The organism is Streptomyces sp. NPDC050145, assembly GCF_044460245.1.
Lineage (GTDB): Bacteria > Actinomycetota > Actinomycetes > Streptomycetales > Streptomycetaceae > Streptomyces.
On record NZ_JBITJS010000003.1, the window covers coordinates 398,704 to 415,448 of the forward strand.

15 protein-coding genes are annotated in these 16,745 nt (G+C 69.7%); 2 read left to right on the forward strand and 13 right to left on the reverse strand.

Going from position 1 to position 16,745, the window contains the following annotated elements:
* Positions 1–206: 206 nt before the first annotated feature.
* Genes ACIBTU_RS08500 through ACIBTU_RS08520 form a run of 5 tightly spaced genes read right to left on the reverse strand, consistent with a single transcriptional unit; the run spans position 207 to position 4,116 of the window.
* Positions 207–1,556, reverse strand: a complete 1,350-nt coding sequence (locus tag ACIBTU_RS08500) for a cytochrome P450 (RefSeq protein WP_399125198.1) — start codon at positions 1,554–1,556, stop codon at positions 207–209.
* Complete coding sequence (locus tag ACIBTU_RS08505; protein WP_399125199.1) at positions 1,553–2,158, reverse strand: GTP-binding protein; 606 nt, start codon at positions 2,156–2,158, stop codon at positions 1,553–1,555. The genes ACIBTU_RS08500 and ACIBTU_RS08505 overlap by 4 nt, the downstream gene beginning before the upstream one ends.
* Positions 2,133–2,522 (reverse strand): DUF742 domain-containing protein, encoded by a 390-nt coding sequence (locus ACIBTU_RS08510; protein ID WP_399125201.1) that lies wholly within the window; start codon positions 2,520–2,522, stop codon positions 2,133–2,135. The genes ACIBTU_RS08505 and ACIBTU_RS08510 overlap by 26 nt, the downstream gene beginning before the upstream one ends.
* On the reverse strand, positions 2,519–2,917 hold the full coding sequence (locus ACIBTU_RS08515; protein WP_399125202.1) for a roadblock/LC7 domain-containing protein: 399 nt from the start codon (positions 2,915–2,917) through the stop codon (positions 2,519–2,521). Before ACIBTU_RS08515 ends, ACIBTU_RS08510 begins: the two co-directional genes overlap by 4 nt.
* The gene (locus ACIBTU_RS08520) at positions 2,914–4,116 is read right to left on the reverse strand and encodes an ATP-binding protein (protein WP_399125203.1); all 1,203 of its coding nucleotides are present in this window, start codon (positions 4,114–4,116) and stop codon (positions 2,914–2,916) included. Before ACIBTU_RS08520 ends, ACIBTU_RS08515 begins: the two co-directional genes overlap by 4 nt.
* 698 nt (positions 4,117–4,814) lie before the next feature.
* Between ACIBTU_RS08520 and ACIBTU_RS08525 the strand changes: the two genes are divergently transcribed.
* Positions 4,815–5,429, forward strand: coding sequence for a GNAT family N-acetyltransferase (locus ACIBTU_RS08525; RefSeq protein ID WP_399125204.1), 615 nt, complete (start codon positions 4,815–4,817; stop codon positions 5,427–5,429).
* 67 nt (positions 5,430–5,496) lie between these two features.
* Here the strand turns inward: ACIBTU_RS08525 and ACIBTU_RS08530 are convergent, their stop codons facing one another.
* The 8 genes from ACIBTU_RS08530 to ACIBTU_RS08565 all read right to left on the reverse strand — a co-directional run bounded on the left by ACIBTU_RS08530 (position 5,497) and on the right by ACIBTU_RS08565 (position 15,061).
* On the reverse strand, positions 5,497–6,501 hold the full coding sequence (locus ACIBTU_RS08530; RefSeq protein ID WP_399125205.1) for an alpha/beta hydrolase: 1,005 nt from the start codon (positions 6,499–6,501) through the stop codon (positions 5,497–5,499).
* Between the two features lie 204 nt (positions 6,502–6,705).
* Complete coding sequence (locus ACIBTU_RS08535) at positions 6,706–7,110, reverse strand: RidA family protein (RefSeq protein WP_399125206.1); 405 nt, start codon at positions 7,108–7,110, stop codon at positions 6,706–6,708.
* A gap of 68 nt (positions 7,111–7,178) precedes the next feature.
* Complete coding sequence (locus ACIBTU_RS08540) at positions 7,179–8,366, reverse strand: saccharopine dehydrogenase family protein (protein ID WP_399125207.1); 1,188 nt, start codon at positions 8,364–8,366, stop codon at positions 7,179–7,181.
* A 53-nt stretch (positions 8,367–8,419) separates the two neighbouring features.
* On the reverse strand, positions 8,420–9,727 hold the full coding sequence (locus ACIBTU_RS08545; protein WP_399125208.1) for an NAD(P)/FAD-dependent oxidoreductase: 1,308 nt from the start codon (positions 9,725–9,727) through the stop codon (positions 8,420–8,422).
* Between the two features lie 88 nt (positions 9,728–9,815).
* Positions 9,816–11,018, reverse strand: a complete 1,203-nt coding sequence (locus ACIBTU_RS08550; RefSeq protein ID WP_399125209.1) for a saccharopine dehydrogenase NADP-binding domain-containing protein — start codon at positions 11,016–11,018, stop codon at positions 9,816–9,818.
* A 171-nt stretch (positions 11,019–11,189) separates the two neighbouring features.
* On the reverse strand, positions 11,190–12,083 hold the full coding sequence (locus ACIBTU_RS08555) for an NAD(P)-binding domain-containing protein (RefSeq protein WP_399125210.1): 894 nt from the start codon (positions 12,081–12,083) through the stop codon (positions 11,190–11,192).
* A 33-nt stretch (positions 12,084–12,116) separates the two neighbouring features.
* Positions 12,117–13,364: a cytochrome P450 gene (locus ACIBTU_RS08560; protein WP_399125211.1), complete on the reverse strand. Its 1,248-nt coding sequence runs from the start codon at positions 13,362–13,364 to the stop codon at positions 12,117–12,119.
* Positions 13,365–13,498: 134 nt separating this feature from the next.
* Positions 13,499–15,061: an AMP-binding protein gene (locus tag ACIBTU_RS08565; RefSeq protein ID WP_399125212.1), complete on the reverse strand. Its 1,563-nt coding sequence runs from the start codon at positions 15,059–15,061 to the stop codon at positions 13,499–13,501.
* A 222-nt stretch (positions 15,062–15,283) separates the two neighbouring features.
* On the opposite strand from ACIBTU_RS08565, the gene ACIBTU_RS08570 reads away from it, so the two are divergent.
* Complete coding sequence (locus ACIBTU_RS08570; protein ID WP_399125213.1) at positions 15,284–16,645, forward strand: flavin monoamine oxidase family protein; 1,362 nt, start codon at positions 15,284–15,286, stop codon at positions 16,643–16,645.
* Positions 16,646–16,745 lie beyond the last annotated feature (100 nt).

Here is a 16,745-nt window from a genome sequence, read left to right on the forward strand (position 1 = left end):
CCGCCGCCCCCGCACGGATTCTTTCGACTGGAAGTAGTGCGCCGTCGGCCCGGCCGCCTGTCTGCGGTACGGAACGCGGAGGTTGCGAGGTCCACTGCCTCTCCTTCAACTTGTGTCACTCCAGACACTCCGCGCTGTCCTACCCGAGTTGTTGATCTTCCATGCAGGCCTCGACAACTCCCCGTGTCACCTGCGTCACAGAGGGGCTACTCGCCCATCAGCCACCGCCTGAAGCTGCTCCAGCGCCCCGGCTTGCCACCGGTGGCCTGCGCAGTCGCGGGCTGGGGCGCTACGGAGACGCGCGTCTGGTCGTGCTGTGACGTGGCCGTGGGCTGCGGTTGGGCCGCGGGGCGCGGGGTGACCGCGCCGAAGCGCACGGGCAGGGATGCCAGGGCTCGGTTGAACGGGCCGGGCCGCCAGACGAGGCTGTCCGCGGGGACGGCGAGCTCGACGTCGGGCAGCGCGTTGAACAGCGCCTCCAGACCGGTCAGGGCGATGAGCCGGGCCGGTTCCTTCGACGGGCAGGCATGCGGTCCCGCACTCCAGGCGAGGTGTCCGCGCGTGTCGGCTCCCTGATCCGCCAGCGCAGTGTTCGCGGCACCGAAGGAGACCAGGACCAGGTCACCGGCGCGCACCTTGTCGCCGGCCACGTCGGTGTCGACCACCGGGTAGTGCGGCGCGTAGTTGGACATGGGCGCGTTGCGCCACAGGGTGTCGTCAAGGGCCTTGTCGAACTGCCCGTTACGCGTGTACTCCTCGTTGGTCAGCATCGTGTAGAAGCTGTTGCCGATGAGGTTGCCTTCCGGCTCCCCGCCCGCTCCGAGCAGCAGCACGAGCGTATGGGCCAGCTCCTCGTCGGTCAGCTGCGCCGGGTGCTGCATCAGATAGGACGTGATGTCCTCACCCGGCTGGGCACGCTTCAACGCCACCAGTTCGCTGACCGCCTGGAGCAGGACCTGGCTGGCCTGTTCGGCGTTGACTCCGTCGAACATGCCGGCGATGCCGAAGAGCACCCGGTCGCCGATCTCCGCCGGGCAGCCGAAGAGTTCGTTGAACACGTACAGGGGGAGCTGCTGGGCGTAGTCCCTGAGCAGGTCGGCCGATCCGCGGGCGCTGAAATGGTTGATGAGGAACTGGGCGGCCTGGTTGACGATCCGGCTCAGTCGGCTGTTGCTGACTCGGGCGAAGGACTCGGTGATGGCCTGACGCAGGCGCAGGTGCTCGGCGCCGTCGGTGAACATGCAGTTGGGCCGGTAGGCCAGCAACGGCAGGACCGGGCTGTCGGGGCTGATCACGCCTTCACCCAACGCACGCCAGCGACGTGAGTCCTTGCGGAACGTCGATGGATTCTGCAGAAGGTCGAGGGCTGCGCTGTAGTCCGTCACCAGGGTCGCGTCCACACCGGGTGCGATGGTGACGGGCGTCGTCGGGCCGAACTGGCGCATGTACCGGTAGTAGGCGTGCGGGTCGGCGGCGAACTCCGGTGTGTCAAGGGGTATGCGCAGGCCGGTGCCGTGTGCGGGGCAGCCGGGCGGAGGTACGGGGGGCGTAGTCATGCGTGCTCCAGGGCGGCGCGCTTCTGCAGGTAGCGGACCATGGTGATCAGTGCGTTCACGGACGATCTCTTGTCGCGCGCGTCGATGGTGACGACCGGGGTGTCGGGCAGCAGGTCGAGCGCTTCCCGGACCGCCTCGGGGGTGTGCCTCACGCCGCCGTCGAACTGGTTGATGGCCACGGCGTAGTCGAGGCCGTAGCGCTCCACCAGATCCATGACCTCGAAGCTGTCCGCCAGCCGCTCGGGGTCCACCAGGACAAGGGCCCCCAGCGATCCGCGGGCCATGTCGTCCCACAGGTCGACGAACCGCTGCTGTCCAGGAGACCCGAACAGGTACAGCACGATCCGCTCGCTGAGGGTGAGGCGACCGAAGTCCAGAGCGACGGTGGTAGTGGTCTTTCCTTGTACTCCCTTGAGGTCGTCCACGTCCTCCGAGAGGCTTGTCATCTGCTCTTCGGTGGACAGGGGAACAATTTCGGACAGCGAGCCGATCAAGGTGGTCTTGCCGACGGCGAAGTGCCCGACGACCAAGATTTTCACCGCGGTCTGCTGTGCGCCGCTGCGCACGTACGCGTCCTCAGACAGGGAGGGCCTTGAGGCCATCGAGCACCTCCTGAAGGAGAGTTCTGGTGGCGAGTCGAGCCGAGGGCACCGGTGCACGGGTCACCAGATAGCCGCCCTCGGCGAGGGAACTGAGCAGGACCTTGACGACGCCGAGCGGCAGCTGGGAGTGCCCGGCGATCTCGGCGACCGACAGGTAGCCGTTGGAGCACATCTCCAGGACCTGCTGCTCCTCGGGCGAGAGCCTCTGGGGGCGCTGCCGCTCGTCGCTGGCCGTCGTGACGAGAGTGATCAGGGAAAACTCGTTCTCGTCGGGCAGGTCACGCCCACGGGTGATGACGTAGGGCCGGACTAATTCGCCGGCCTCGGTCTCGATCTCGGGATCGATACGGTCGGAATCCGTCATGAGGTGACCGGGTCGTTGCGGCGGCCGGTCGACATCGCCTTGCCCAGTCGGCTGACGAGCTGCTGCATCCGGTACGTGATGTCCCCCATGTCGACCTCGGCGGACGCCGCTACGGCGAGGTAGGAACCGCCACCGGCCGCGTTGAGGAAGACCCAGCCACCGTCGAACTCGATGAGTGTCTGACGCCAGGCCTCACGGTCGTCACCGCAGAAGAAGCCGACCGACCGGCTGAGCGACTGCAGGCCGCTCACCGCGGCGGCCACCTTGTCGGCGTTGTCCCGGCCGATGTCCGCCGTGCGGGACATCTGCAGGCCGTCGGCAGAGATCAGGACCGCGTGGAGAGCGTGGGGAATCGCCAGCGCGTCCTCAAGCATCCAGGACAGGTCGTCGCTCACGGGGCATCGGTTCCTTCGTGTGAATCGGCAGGACTGGACTTGCGATCGACGGTCGTCGCCTCAGCACTTCGGCCGTCGACAGTGCCACGCTGGAAGGCCCCCATCGCCGCCACCCGGGCCTCCGGGGACCTTGCGGGCGGTGTAGAAGTGTCGTCGGCCGGTCCGTCTGTCACGAGTGCCATGCCGCGCTTGTTCCTGCGCCTGGGCAGCCCCTCCGACGTCGTGGTGGGAGCCGAACTGCTCGCGTCCGCACGCGAACTGACGACTCGGGTCGCGCTGGGCTGCTTCGGCTCCGGCATGTCGGTGAGCATCTCCCTCGGCACCATCACCACCGCACGGACGCCCCCGTACGGAGAGGTGCTGTCGATGGTGACCGTGAACCCGAAGCGCGCGCACAACGCACCGATCACCGCGAAGCCGAACGCCGGAGGATTACCGAGTTCGGAGACGCTCACCGCGGACCCTCTGGACAAGAGGACCGAGGCGTTCGTCTTCTCCTCCTCGCTCATTCCGACCCCGGCGTCATCGATCACGATGCAGACACCCTTGGGTACGGTCCGCACATTGACCTCGACCAGGGATGTCGGCGCCGAATAGCTGGTGGCATTGTCGAGGAGTTCGGCCATCGTCAGTGCGATCGGCTCGACGGCGCGGCTGGTCACCGCGAAGTCCACCTGTGACAGGACGTCGATGCGCTCGTAGTGCCGGATACGGCCCTGCGCTCCGCGGATCACGTCATAGACCGACGCCGCCTCCCGCTGCCGGCCGAGCCACCCGCCGCACAGAACGGCGATGGACTGCGCGCGCCGGTTGAACTGAGCGTTCATGTGGTCGATGTCCAGCATGTCCTGCAGTACCGGCGAGTCACCGTACTTCTTCTGCAGCCCGGACAGGGCCCGCTGCTGCTCCGCGGCGAGGCCCTGGAGTGTCTGCATCGCGGACTTCAGTACGGTGTTGGTGGCGCTCTCCGCCTCCTCCTTGGCCTGCCGGGCTGCCTCGGCGTAGCCGTTCTGCAGCTCTTCGAGGGCGGACTCGAGGTGCCTGTAACTGCTTTGCAGTTGGCTGAAGTCGCCTTGCAGGTCTTGCTTCTGACGCCGCAACGTCTTGATCGTCTTCTGCTGGCGAGCGACAACCGTGGCGGCGACAGGGACGCCGGCAGCAAGCGCCCAGACTGTCGGATCCTGCCAAAAATTCGTCATGTGACTCTCTTTGAGCGGCTGGAGTCCAGCTCGCGGAATCGGTCTTGGCGGACCCTCGGCTGTGGGTGGCCTTCACCACTCGGAGAGTCCCCTGGGTGTAGCCATGCCGAGGGAGAAAGCTCGCTTGGCATGTGCCCAAGATCGTATCACCGGACTAAGTTGACGCATTGTCAAGTTCGCCACGCCGTAGCGGTGTTGGCGAAAATCAGTTCTGAGGCAAGTGGAGGATATGCGGCAAAGGTGTGAAGGTTGGTGGCGAGTGGCCTTGTGCCGAGCCGTCCGGTCGGGTGCCGCACGGCCCCCTGCGGCACGGTGCACCGGTCCTTGCGCCGTGGCCGTGTTTCTCGGACCTCCAGACGTGACTGGGGTGTTGGGGCCACGCTTGGCGGAAATGGGTCGTGGTGATCCGACGAATGCGGAGGGCCGGATCGTCCGGGATGTGTCGGTGGACTCGACAGCGGTGGATCGGCCCATGCCTGGGACGCTCCCGCGGAGGATCATGACCAAGATCCACCTCGCCGCCGAGGGACGATGCCGGCCCCTCGCTCTCACCCTGACACCTGGACACTTCGGAGACGGCGCCCAGCTCGAGCGCGTGCTGCGGCAGACCTACGTGTAGGTCTTGTCTGCCAAGGTGTAGCCGTCAGGGCCCACATAACCGATCGACGCCCTGATCTCGATCGGGTTGGCTGGGTGGCATGCCAGAGTTGCGTACCGATCGTCTACTGCTCCGCGCGTGGCGGGAGTCCGACCTCGAACCGTGGGCGGCGATGAACGCCGATCCCGAAGTGCGAGAACACCTGGGGGAACTGCTGACGCGGGAGCAAAGCGATGCCGCGGTGGCACTCATGCAGGCCGAGTTCGACGAGCGAGGTTTTGGATGGTGGGCGCTCGAAGCACGCGAGACTGGTGAGTTCATCGGCCGCGCGGGCTTGGACAAGGTGGGCGAGGACATGCCGTTCGCGGGGGTGGACGTCGGGTGGCGGTTGATCCGTTCCGCATGGGGTCACGGCTACGCCACCGAGTCCGCCCTGGCCTGCCTGGCCTTCGGTTTCGAAGCCCTCGGGCTGCCGGAAGTGGTTGCGTCGACGACCGTCGACAATCTTCGCTCCCAGGCAGTGATGCGCCGGATCGGTATGACCCGGGACCCGGCCGACGACTTCGAGGATCCGAGTGCGCCTGAGGGACCGCTTCGCCAGTGTGTGCTCTATCGGGTCTCCCGCAGAGATACTCACCGCCTGCACCACGCGGCGGGGCGCACCCCTCGGCCCAGCCCGCACACCCCACGAGTGGGTGGCACGACCCGTCATTGAGCGCGCAATCGTCCGGGGAGCGAAGAGCGGACCTGGTGAGTTTCAAGGGTCCGGTGATGGTTGGTCATCAACAGCAGCCCTTGGCCCCTGGCCGAGCGAGCGCGTCGAGGACGTCCGCGGCCGGGGTGGGATCCAGGGGGCCGACATGTGACGCCCTGGGGAAATCGTGTACGTGGAAGCGGTTGCCGGGTGTGGACGCGTCGGCTTCCGCGATCATTCTGTCCTGGAGCGCGGTGGCGATCGTACGGTCCCTGCCGAAACGCAGGTACGTGCGGGGAACGCGTCCCCAGTGGTCGGCCCGGCCGACCGCTCGGCCCGCATAGGCGGCGACGGGCTCGTCGGTCTGCATGCCGGCCAGGATCCGGCGGAAGTCGGCGTCGGAGTAGTCCGCGCAGATCATCTCCTTCAGGAGGGCCAACTCACCGCTGACACCCGTACGGAAGTTCAGCCGCAGGACCCCGAGCCGGTCCGGGTCACCCACTGTCAGCTCCACCGGGCTGACGGCGTTCGCGTTCTCGGGCGCCGCTGTGCAGGCGTCCGCGGTGGGCAGGGCGCGGCTGGGGCAGAAGGCCGCCATGTAGCAGATGTGGTGAAGCAGGTGCGGGACGGCGTCGCCGACACGGCTGACCGACACGCCACCCAGGCTGTGCCCCACCAGTACCACCGGGCCGTTCCGTGCGGCCTGCCGCACGATGTCCGTGACACGCGCCTCGTAGTCGTCCAGACCGAGGCCGTTCAGCGGGGAGGGCTCGACCGCCATCGCGGTGAGGTCCTGTCGCTGGTACGACTCCGCCACGAAAGCCTCCGCGCCGTGCCACGGCTGGTCCGCCATGACGACCCGGTGGCCGCGCAGCACCAGCTCCCGCGCAATCGGCGTCCAGAACGCGCCCGCGCTGTGGGTACCGTGCACCAGCACGTAGGTCACGGGCCCGCGACGAGGGGCCGCCCCGGCCGGCGAGGTTCCGGGCCCGGTGGCCAGCGCCGCGCTCCCCACCGCGAGTCCCAGCCCGCGCAGCGCCGCCCGCCGGGTGGCACCTTTTCGTTCTTCGTTCGTCTCATCCATCATGAACACAACGCTATGAACGGCCCGTTCGGCCCACCAGCGGTCCAGCACCCCCACAGCGGTGGACCCAGAACCACCCCACCCAGCCGTGCCGCCTGCAGGGGCCGACCCGCCGGCGTGAGCGACCGCACTGCCCGAACCGCCGCGCTGCTCAGACGTGATGACGAACGCCAACGGTCGGCATCAGCCGTCCTCGGCGAGGTGGCAACGGCCTCAGTCGGTGATCGCGGTCATGTCCGCCTCGACCAGGGCGCCCGGCGTGGACAGGCCGACGACGCCGATCAGGGTCATCGCGGTGGTGGAGCCGCCGGCCTCGGAGACCGCTCGGGCCAGTCCGCCGTAGAGCTTGTCCAGGTTCTCCTGGGTCGGGTCCACGACGTACACCATCAGCCGGACCACGTCCTTCGGCGAGGCGCCCGACGCGGTGACGGCCGCGTAGGCGTTCTTCACCGTGTGGTAGCCCTGCGTCTCGTAGTCCCCTTCGCCGAGCAGCTTCTCGTCGACGTCGATGGCTATCTGGCCCGAGATGTAGACGTGCTTGCCGCCCGTGGCGACGATGACCTGCGCGTGGCCGTGCGGGCGAGCGATGGTGTCCGGGTTGATCTTCTGAATCGTCATGTCCAGATGCTCGCCGACCACATGGTGACCTGCGGGCTTTCCGAGCGCGATCACACCCGGCTGGGGGATCAGCCGACCGGGCCCTCGTGGATGATCAGGAGGTCGTCCACCGACGCGACAGCGGGCTCGACGAACTCCAGGAACACGGAGAAGAAGTCGTGGGGGTCGATGACGTTCTCCGGGGCGTGCACGCCAGGCTTGCTGATGCGGCCCTGACGCAGCAGTTCGAGTCCTACCGCCAGTGCCGCGCCGGTGCCGCCACCCATCTTCCCGGGCGGCATCGACGCCGGTTCGACCGAGATGGCGAGCGGCTTCCCGTCGCGCTCCCCGCGGGCCAGTGCCCAGACCTGGGCGAGCGGGTCGCGGGTCCGGGGTGCGTCGGAAGGGGGCGCGGGCATGTCCCCGAGGCGGGCGGCGCCCTCGGCGAGGGTGACGCGGCCCGCGTCGTAGTCGGCCGCGACCTTGCGCGCGTGCTCGAAGACCCAGGCGGGGCCGGACGTGAGGTTCGTCGAGTCGGCGACCGTCGGGAAGGCACGGGGCAGGGTGATGGCCTCGGGGTGGCCGACCGTGTAGGCCCGGATCTGTCCCTTGCCCGGGTACGTGAGGTCGACGGGGGCGAGGGGCTCGATGTCCTTCTCGGCGCCGTCGCGGTAGGCCCGGATCGACCCGCTGATCTGGATCAGCCAGTGCTCGACGGCCGCGCCGGCCCCGCTGGTCGACGGGTAGGCCGGCTCGTCCTCGAGCACCGCGCCACGCATCGACCAGCCGGTGAAGATTTCGGTGACCTTGTCGAGCCGGCGGGCGACCAGTGCCGCGGCCAGGTTGGAGATGCCGGGGCTGCCGCCGATGCCCTTCACGACGCGCAGGCCCTTCTCGCGGGCTTGAGGGTCGAACTCGTAGGCATCGACCGTGGATTCCCAGTCGTCGTCGATGTCCAGGTAGTCGCAGCCGCTGTCGATGGCCGCCGCCACGATGGGCCGGGCGAACTTCGAGAAGGGGCCCATGGTGTTGAGGACCACGTCGCAGTCGGCGAAGGCCCGCCGCAGCGCTGCCGGGTCGGTGGCGTCGAGGCCCAGGGGGGAGCACGGACCGCCGACCTCGTCGGCGAGCCGCTGGGCGCGGGTCACGTCGATGTCGGCGATGAGCACCTTCTCGGCCGTGCCGAGCCTGGCGATTCCTCGGACGGCCCAGCGGCCCATGGCGCCGGCGCCGCCGACGACGATCACGGTGCCGAGGGGGGGAGTGGATTCGGACATGAGTGGTCAGGCTCCTTCTTGGATCAGGGTGGAAATTGCGATCTTTCGGATGGTCATCGGCGCAGGCGGTCGACCCGGTCGCCGAAACGGTCCGCGAGCCAACCCAGGCGCAGCGTCACCGGGTTCACGATCCCCGGAGCGAACCGGCGGGACCTTCTCCAGACCGCGGCCAGGTCTTCGTGCATGTCCTGGTCGACGAGGTGGTCGGCGAGCAGGGTGCCGAGGTACGGCGCCTGGGGCAGCCCGTGCCCGTTGCAGGCCATCGAGTAGTGCACGCGGGGTGTCAGCTGTCCTACGACCGCCATATTGGACGGCGTGAGCCCGATCCAGCCGCCCCAGGCGCGCGCCGGGGCGACGTCGGTCAGCGTGGGGAAGCGCTCCCGGAACCCGCGCACCAGGTCGTCCACCACGGCCTGGTCGGGCATCCGGTCCGCCCGCGGTCGCCGGGCCGTCTGCAGACTCCGCGTCGTGAAGACGATTGTCCCGCGGTCCGTCGGCCGGAAGCTCTGCATGACGAAATGGTTCGTCGTCATGGGGGTGCGACTCGTCCAGCCGGCGGCGTCCATCTCCGCGTCGGAGACGGGCTCGGTCTCGACCGCCGTCACCCAGACCGGGGTGCTGAGACTGCGTGGTGTGATCGGCAGTTCGCCGGTGAAGGCGTTGGTGGTCAGGATCGCCCGGCGGGCCCGGATCCGTCCGCCGGGCAGCTCCATCCGGACACGGTCGCCGCTGTCGGTGACGCTCGTGACCGGGCTCCGCTCGAAGACGCGGACACCCGAAGCACGCACCACTTCGCGGACGCCGAGGGCGAACTGACCCGGGTTCAGGATGCCGCCGACGTTGATGTGCAGGCCGCCGGGGAAGGCGGGCGGGATGCCGAGCTGGGCGGCGTCCCCCACCACCGAGCGGCGGCCCGACTTGGTGTGGGCCGCCATGCGCCGGAATGCGGCGGCGGTCGGCGCGGCCGCAATGTTGCCGGTCTGCCGATAGCCGCAGTCGATCCCGTGCCGGCTGATGAGTTTCTCGGTGAAGTCCACGGAGTGGCCGGCGAACTTGTAGAGCCCGCGCACCCTGTCGCCGTAGAAGCGGTTGAGGATCCGGGGGTCGCTGCCGAGGGTCGGAGTGATGTACCCGGCGTTGCGGGCGCTGGCTCCCCAGCCGCAGAGGTCCGCCTCGACGAGTACGACGTCCTGGCCGAGCTCCGCGAGTCGGAGCGCGGCGGCCATCCCGCCGAGTCCGCCGCCGACCACTGCGACGTCACACTCCACGTCGCCGATCAGGGACGGTTCGAGTTCCGTCGGGCGCTCGACCCACCCGCTCCCGGACAGAAAGGTGAGGGGATCTCTGTTTGCTGTGTTCACGTGGTCCTTGCTCCGATCCGTGCCGTTGAGTTCCAAGGGCGCCGGCCGCCCGCCGGCGGCCGATCCGGCGCCGGGCCGCCGAGTGTCGTCAGCCGTCGAGGACGTCCGTGGCGACCTCGTACACCGCGACGCCGGGCGCGGGAGGCTCCGTGGCGAACTGGGCCAGGTCGTTGAAGAAGGTCTTCGGGTCGATCGCCCCCTCGGGACCGTGCACGCCCGGCTTGTTCACCTGGCCCCGGGCGGCCATCAGCGTCGCGACGGCCAGCGGGATGCCCGTCATCTCGCCCATGTTGCCCTCGGGTTGGACCAGGGCCTGGGCGCCTACGCGGACACGGGCGCCGTCCTTGGTGCCCTCCGCGATGGCGAAGATGTTGCTGGGCAGACTCGGTGAAGGGCCGGCGGCCTTGCCGCTGAGGTTCGGCTGCCGCAGGAGTGCGTCCGAGGCCTGACGGACGTTCAGCTCTCCGGAGCGGACCCGCTCGGCGATGCCGCCGATGCCGTCCATGAGCCCGCGGCGCGCACTCATGACGTTGAGCGACTCGCGCACCTCGGGCCGGACCCTGGGCAGGGTGAGCGGCTCGGGGTGGCCGCACACCCAGACCGCGTCCTCGCCCCACCCGGGGTAGGCGAGCGTCAGCTCCTCGAGGGCGTGCGCGTCGACGAGGCCGCCGTCGCGCCAGATCTTGATCGGCTCCGTGCAGTTGTGCACCCAGTGCTCGATGGCGGCGGTCGCCTCGGGGAACTCCTGGCCGGCGGTGGGGCGGGGGAAGTGGGCCGCGGAGGCGCGCCACGACGTGTAGACCCGGTCGACCGTGTCGCACTCGTCCATGGCCAGGACGGCGAGCAGGTTGCTGGTGCCCGGGCTGGCGCCCATGCCGATCACCGCCGTGACGCCCGCCGCGCGGGCGGCGTCGTCCAGCTCGAGCATCTCCAGGGTGGGTTCCCAGTCGTCGCAGATGTCGAGATAGTCGGTGCCGGCCGAGATGGCGGCGGCGAGGACCTCGCGGCCGAACCGGTAGAACGGGCCCGCGCAGTTGAGCACGATGTCCACATCGGCGAGCGCCCGCGCCAGCGCCCGCGTGTCCGAGATGTCGAGGGTCAGCGGGGTGGCCTTCGGGCCGAGGTCGGCGGCGAGCTTCGCCGCCTTCGCCGCGTCGCGGTCGGCGACCACGACCTCGGCGATCTCGTCGGCCTTGGCGAGCACGCCGCACGCGTACGCGCCCATCTCGCCGGCGCCGCCCGTCACGAGCACCTTCTTGGGTGCGCCCTGGTCAGAAGTGGAGGAAGTCATGGCCGCATCCTGGGCGCGGTGGGCCGAGGCCGACGGCCGCGCGGGCGGCACTGTGCCCACCTGGGGGAGACGCGCAGGGATCCGGGGGCAGAAGGAAGAGCCCTGGACCACGCGGTCACCCCGTCGGGTGGGTCCGTGGTCCAGGGCTCGGCGCCTGACGGAAGGGGAGGGTCAGGCGCCCGTGCGGGCGATCTTCGTGGAGGCGAAGAACCCGAGCCCGCCGAGGCCCGCCCGCTCGGCCTCGCCGAGGTTCTCCACGGTGGCCGCTAGCAGTCGGGCCTTGTGGCCGGCGGCGTGCATGGTGCCGAGGGCGGCGCGACATCCTTCGGCGTAGACACCGAGCGTGGCCACGTCGGTCGCGTGCCGGTCGCTCGCGATGGCGTCCACCGCCTCCCGGGCGGTGGCGGCCAGGGTCTGGAACGACAGCTCACTGATGGCGTTCAGGGTCTCGGGGGCGACGCCCTGGTCGAGCGCGTACGTCGACGCCTCGACGTACGCGCTGAGTGCGGCGGAGTAGAACCCGGCGATGACCGCGGCGTCGAGGACGCTCGCCGCCTTCACGTTCTCGGACACGAGGGCGGAGTGCGGGCCGGGGGCCTTGAGCACGCGCTCATGCTCTGCCCAGGCCTCCGCGGAGCCCGAGTAGAGGACGAGGCCGCCCTCGGTGCCGACCTGCTGCGGGTAGCAGAGCACGGCGCCGTCGAGGTAGGGGACACCGCGTTCGTCGGCCCAGGCCTTCATCTCCTCGGCCTCGGCCGGCGTGCCGGTGCCGATGTTGGCCAGGGTGGTGCCGGTCCAGTCGGTGGCTCCCGCGATGGCCTCGCGGGTGGTCGCGTACGTCGCTGTGACGGCCACGACCAGCCGCGAGGCGCGCACGATCTCGTCGATGTCATGGACCGGGCTCACGCCGTCCTCGGCGAGCGCGTCGGCCTTGGCCGGTGTGCGGTTCCAGGCTGCGGTCTTGAGTCCCTGGGCCGCGAAGTTGCGGGCGAGGGCCGAGCCGAGGAGTCCGCAGCCGAGCACGGCCACGTCGTACGTCTTGGTTCCTGCGAGGGTGTCTGACACGTTTCTCCGCTTCCTCTTCGAGGGTGGGGCAGGTCAGTTCGTGCGGGCGCCGAGCCAGACCGGGAGGGTCTGGCGCTGGTTGACGAAGTACGACGCGGTGAACGGCGCGTCTCCGGCGATCTCCATGTGCGGGTAGCGCTTGAGCGTCTCGTCGACCATCAGGCGCAGTTCGAGGCGGGCCAGCGCGTTGCCGAGGCAGAAATGGCGGCCGCCGGCGCCGAAGGCCTGGTGGTCGGGGTTGCGGGTGACGTCGAAGCGGTCCGGGTCCTCGTACTTGTCCTCGTCACGGTTGGCCGACGGGTACCACAGGACGACCGAGTCGCCCTCCTTGATCGCCTGTCCGCCGACGTCGGTGTCCTTCGTCGCCGTGCGGCGCATCATCGTGAAGGCCGGGAACATCCGCAGCGCCTCCTCGACGACGCTGGGCACCAGCGTCGGGTCGTCGAGGACCTTCTGGCGTTCGCCGGGATTCTGCATGAGCGCGATCATGGCGCTTGTGTACGTCGCCATGGTGCTGTCGTTGCCCGCGGCGAGGAGCAGCAGCATGCCCGCGACGATCTCGTCGTCGGTGAGCCGGTCACCCTCGACCTCCGCGTTCACGAGGATGCTGATGAGGTCGTCGCCGGGGTTGGCCTTGCGGTCCTGGATGAGGGCCGCGCACTGCCCGATCAGGTCGGGGATGAAGACGGTGAGCCACTCCTCGAGGCCGCCGGGGTTGAAGTGCGGGTCGTCGAGGGCGATGTAGCGGCTGATGTTGTGGATCCAGCGGGCGTCGTCCTCCGCGGGGATGCCCAGGAACCCGTGGATGACGCGGGCCACGACGGGCTTCGAGACGTCGTTGACGAGGTCGCAGGTCTCTTTGCCGTCGAGGCGGTCGAGCACGTTCGTGACGGCCTGCCGGACCTTGTCCTCCTCGGCCGCGATGCGCTCCTGGGTGAAGCCGGCGAGGAAGAGCTGCTTGAGCCGGTCGTGCCGCGGCGGGTCAAGGTTGATCATGTCCGTCTTGGCCAGTTCCTGGAGGTCCTCGGGCATGCCCTCCCAGGTGAGGTCGACGGCCCCGGCACGGTGGGAGGAGAACGTCTTCCAGTCGCGGCTGATCCTCGCGATGTCCTCGGCCCTGGTGATCGACCAGAACCCGGCTGCGTCGGGCAGGCCGTTGATCCCGGCCGAGTGGTGCACCGGGCACTTGCCGCGCATCTCGGCGAAGACCTCGTGCGGCGGCCCGTCCACCCACAGTGCCATGTCCGCGACCGTGTAACCGGGGTCGTTGATCGAGCTCATCGCTCCTCCAGAGTGACTTGGCTGACAGCTGGTGCGGCGAAACGTAGGTTGTGCGGCCTCAGCCCGTCGGGGTCGCCGCCGGGATCCGCCCGGTTGGGGGAGTGCGGCTCGCGGGGGACGCCCGCCGCCCGTGTCTACGCCCGGAGTCCTTCGCCGTCCCACGCGGCCTCGGTGATGCCGCGCGCCCGCACCTTGTCCTTGTTGACCCGCTCGGTGGGTGTCCTCGGGAGGTCGTCGACCACCTCGATGAAGCGGGGAACGGCATGCTTGGGAAGGTCGGCGGCCAGGAAGTCCCGCAGCGCGGGCGGATCGATCGTGCGGCCCTCACGGGGGACGACGAGGATCGCGACGTCCTCCTCGCCGAGCTCCGACGGCACACCGATGGCGGCGGCGGCCAGCACGTCCTCGTGCTTGTTGGCGACGCCCTCGACCTCCCAGGCCGACACGTTCTCGCCCCTGCGGCGAATCGAGTCCTTGAGCCGCCCGATGTAGTAGAGGAAGCCCTCCTCGTCGGCCCGCATCCGGTCGCCCGTGTGGAACCACAGGTTGCGCCAGGCCGCGACGGTCGCCTCCGGCTTGTTCCAGTAACCGGCCATCACGATGTGCGGGGAACGGGGCCGAACGATCAGCTCTCCGATCTCCCCGACCGGAACCGGCTTGTCCTCCCCGTCGACCAGTTGCACCTCGAGTTCCGGCGTGGGGACACCCACCGAGCCGAGCCGGTTGTGCTCCGGAGTGTTCATCGTGATGCAGAGGGCCTCGGTCATGCCGTACATCTCGATCAGCTTGACCCCGTAGCGCTCCTCGAAGTCCCGCTGGAGCGCGGCCGGCACACCGCCGCCGGAGCCGATCACGGCCGGATGGTCCCGGTCGGTGTCGCTCGGTGCCGCGGCGTACAGCATCGAGAGCATGGTGCCGAGGTACCCGAAGTACGTCGCGTCGGCGGCCCGTACCTCGTCCCAGAACCGGCTCACGCTGAACCGTTTGCCGAGGGCCACCCGGGCGCCGGTGGCGAGGGCGCCGAGTACGTACGAGCGGGCGTCGGAGTGGAACAAGGGTTCTGGCGTGTACACCGTCTGCCCTGCCCGCATTCCGAGGGCGGACGAGCCTCGGCGGGCCCAGGTGATCTGGTAGGCGTGGGGCAGCAGGACGCCCTTGGACGGGCCGGTCGTGCCGGAGGTGTAGATCATGGTCGCCACGTCGCTCTCGAGCGGTGGCTCCACCGTGGCGTCGCGGCCCAGCTCGATCAGCTCGTCGAAGGTGAGGTGCCGGGTGCCCGGCCCGAACGGCGGCTCACCGTCGTCGGGGTCGATCAGTACGGCGAACTCGGGTTGCTCGGGCACGACCTTCGCCACAGCGCGCAGATACTCCGGGAGCCCGATCATCACCCGCGGCCCGCAGTCGCTGATCAGGTACTCGAGGAACGCGCCGCGGGCCTCGGGGTTGATCGGCACGTCGATCATCCGGGCGCAGTCGACGCCCAGCCAGGCGACGACGGTCTCGTACCGGTTGTCCGAGACGATCAGGCCTCGGTCACCGCGGTCGAGTCCGAGCGTGCGCAGACCGGCCGCGACGGCGTGCACCGATGCGAAGAGCTCGGCCCGCGACCACTCCTTGCCGTCGATCAGGAGGACGGGAGCATCCGGTGCTCGCTCGGCCTGCTCCTTCAGCACGGCGAAAACGGTGGCATCACCCATGGTGAAGAACTCCTCCTCGGTGGACCGGACGTCCGGTCACGATCGGCAGTGCGCGGCGCGAGGGCCGAAGGCAGCAAACCGCCACCGTCTCGGGGCGGTCCGGCCCGCTGCCGAGCAGCACCCGGCTGGGGGAAGGACGGGCCGGTCGGGTGGCATCCCCCGACCGGGCGCGTTGACTCGGCGGACGAGCCCACCGCGCCGCACGCCGAGCACGATCACCGCATGCACAGGGAGACGAACATCCGTGAAGAGCAGTGCGAGGTCGTGGTCGTCGGGGCCGGTGCCGCCGGCCTCATGGCTAGCACGGCACTGGCCGCCGAGTCGACCGACGTCGTGGTCCTCGAAGCCGCGAACCGGCCCGGCGGGCGTGTCGAATCGGTCCGCCACGGGGACTACTGGCTCAACATCGGCACCCAGTTCACCGAGGGCGAGGGCCCGCTGTTCGACGTCATGGACCGCTACGGGATCGAGCGCGGTTCGCTCGCCGGCCGCAAGGCCGCGCTGTACCTCAAGGGCCGGATGGTGACCACCGACAACCCGCCCCTGCTCCTGCTGCGCTCCCGCATGCCGCTCGCGGCCAAAGTCGAACTGGCGCGGGTCGGGCTGCGCGTCAAGTACGCCTGCGCCCGCCTCTTCGGGAAGAACGCCGCAGCCGCGCGCGCTATGAGGGAGCGGCTGGACTCCCGGACGGGCGACGAGGCGCTGATGGCGGGCGTGCGGTCCCCGGAGATGTTCGCGCTGTTCCGGGCCTGGTCGGGGCAGTGGATCGGCTGCGACCCCGAGGAGACCGCGGCACGCCAGCTCGCCATCTCCATCGGCACCGCGCTCGAGAAGGCCGCGAAGGTGCCGAACTTCGCTCTTCCCGTGGGAGGCAACCAGGCCTTCACCGACGCCCTCGCGGCGGACCTCGGGGACCGGCTGCGGCTCGGCGCCGAGGTACGGCGGATCACCTGGGCCGACGAGAGCGTGACCGTCGAATACACCGACGCGTCCGGTCCGGTGCGGCTCACGGCACAACGTGCGATCGTCGCCGTCCCCGCGGACCGTGCCCTCGAGATGATGCCCGAACTGCCGGACGCCCAGTACTCGGCGCTGGCCGACATCAAGTACGGCCGCTACGTCCTGGCCGGGATCTTCACCAAGGAGCAGGGCCCGCAGAGCTGGGACGACTACTACGGCATCTCGACGCCGGAGCTGTCCTTCCAGATGGTGTTCAACCACGCGGCGCCGCTGCGCGCTGAAGGACCCCGCAAGCCGGGAGGCGCCCTGGTCCTGCTCTCCGGCGGGACCTCGGCCGACCATCTCGGCAAGCTCTCCGACGAGGAGATCCAGGAGGCGTTCACCCGCGACCTGCTCGGGATGTTCCCGGAGCTCGACGGCAGGATCGACCGCGTGGTCGTGAAGCGGCAACCGCGTGTGGTGGCCTACTGGGAGCCGGGCCGGCGCGAGGCGTCCCAGCGGATCCTGCGCGCTCCGCTCGGCCCGATCCGGTTCGCCGGCGACTACCTCGGCGACCCCTCGCTGGCCGCGGCCGCCGCCTCCGGCCTGCGCGCGGCCAGGAAGGCGTTGCAGAGCCTGGCGTGATCTCTGTCCATATGGTTGAGGGGGGGGGGGGGGGGGGGGGGGGGGGGGGGGGGGGGGGGTGGGGGGGGGGGGGGGGGTGGGGGGGGGGTGGGGGGGGCGC

What these genes read in the sequence shown, in the direction of transcription:
- ACIBTU_RS08500 (WP_399125198.1), bottom strand. Translation starts at nt 1,556, where the DNA reads ATGACTACGCCCCCCGTACCTCCGCCCGGCTGCCCCGCACACGGCACC.
- ACIBTU_RS08505 (WP_399125199.1), bottom strand. Translation starts at nt 2,158, where the DNA reads ATGGCCTCAAGGCCCTCCCTGTCTGAGGACGCGTACGTGCGCAGCGGC.
- ACIBTU_RS08510 (WP_399125201.1), bottom strand. Translation starts at nt 2,522, where the DNA reads ATGACGGATTCCGACCGTATCGATCCCGAGATCGAGACCGAGGCCGGC.
- ACIBTU_RS08520 (WP_399125203.1), bottom strand. Translation starts at nt 4,116, where the DNA reads ATGACGAATTTTTGGCAGGATCCGACAGTCTGGGCGCTTGCTGCCGGC.
- ACIBTU_RS08525 (WP_399125204.1), top strand. Translation starts at nt 4,815, where the DNA reads ATGCCAGAGTTGCGTACCGATCGTCTACTGCTCCGCGCGTGGCGGGAG.
- ACIBTU_RS08535 (WP_399125206.1), bottom strand. Translation starts at nt 7,110, where the DNA reads ATGACGATTCAGAAGATCAACCCGGACACCATCGCTCGCCCGCACGGC.
- ACIBTU_RS08540 (WP_399125207.1), bottom strand. Translation starts at nt 8,366, where the DNA reads ATGTCCGAATCCACTCCCCCCCTCGGCACCGTGATCGTCGTCGGCGGC.
- ACIBTU_RS08550 (WP_399125209.1), bottom strand. Translation starts at nt 11,018, where the DNA reads ATGACTTCCTCCACTTCTGACCAGGGCGCACCCAAGAAGGTGCTCGTG.
- ACIBTU_RS08560 (WP_399125211.1), bottom strand. Translation starts at nt 13,364, where the DNA reads ATGAGCTCGATCAACGACCCCGGTTACACGGTCGCGGACATGGCACTG.
- ACIBTU_RS08565 (WP_399125212.1), bottom strand. Translation starts at nt 15,061, where the DNA reads ATGGGTGATGCCACCGTTTTCGCCGTGCTGAAGGAGCAGGCCGAGCGA.
- ACIBTU_RS08570 (WP_399125213.1), top strand. Translation starts at nt 15,284, where the DNA reads ATGCACAGGGAGACGAACATCCGTGAAGAGCAGTGCGAGGTCGTGGTC.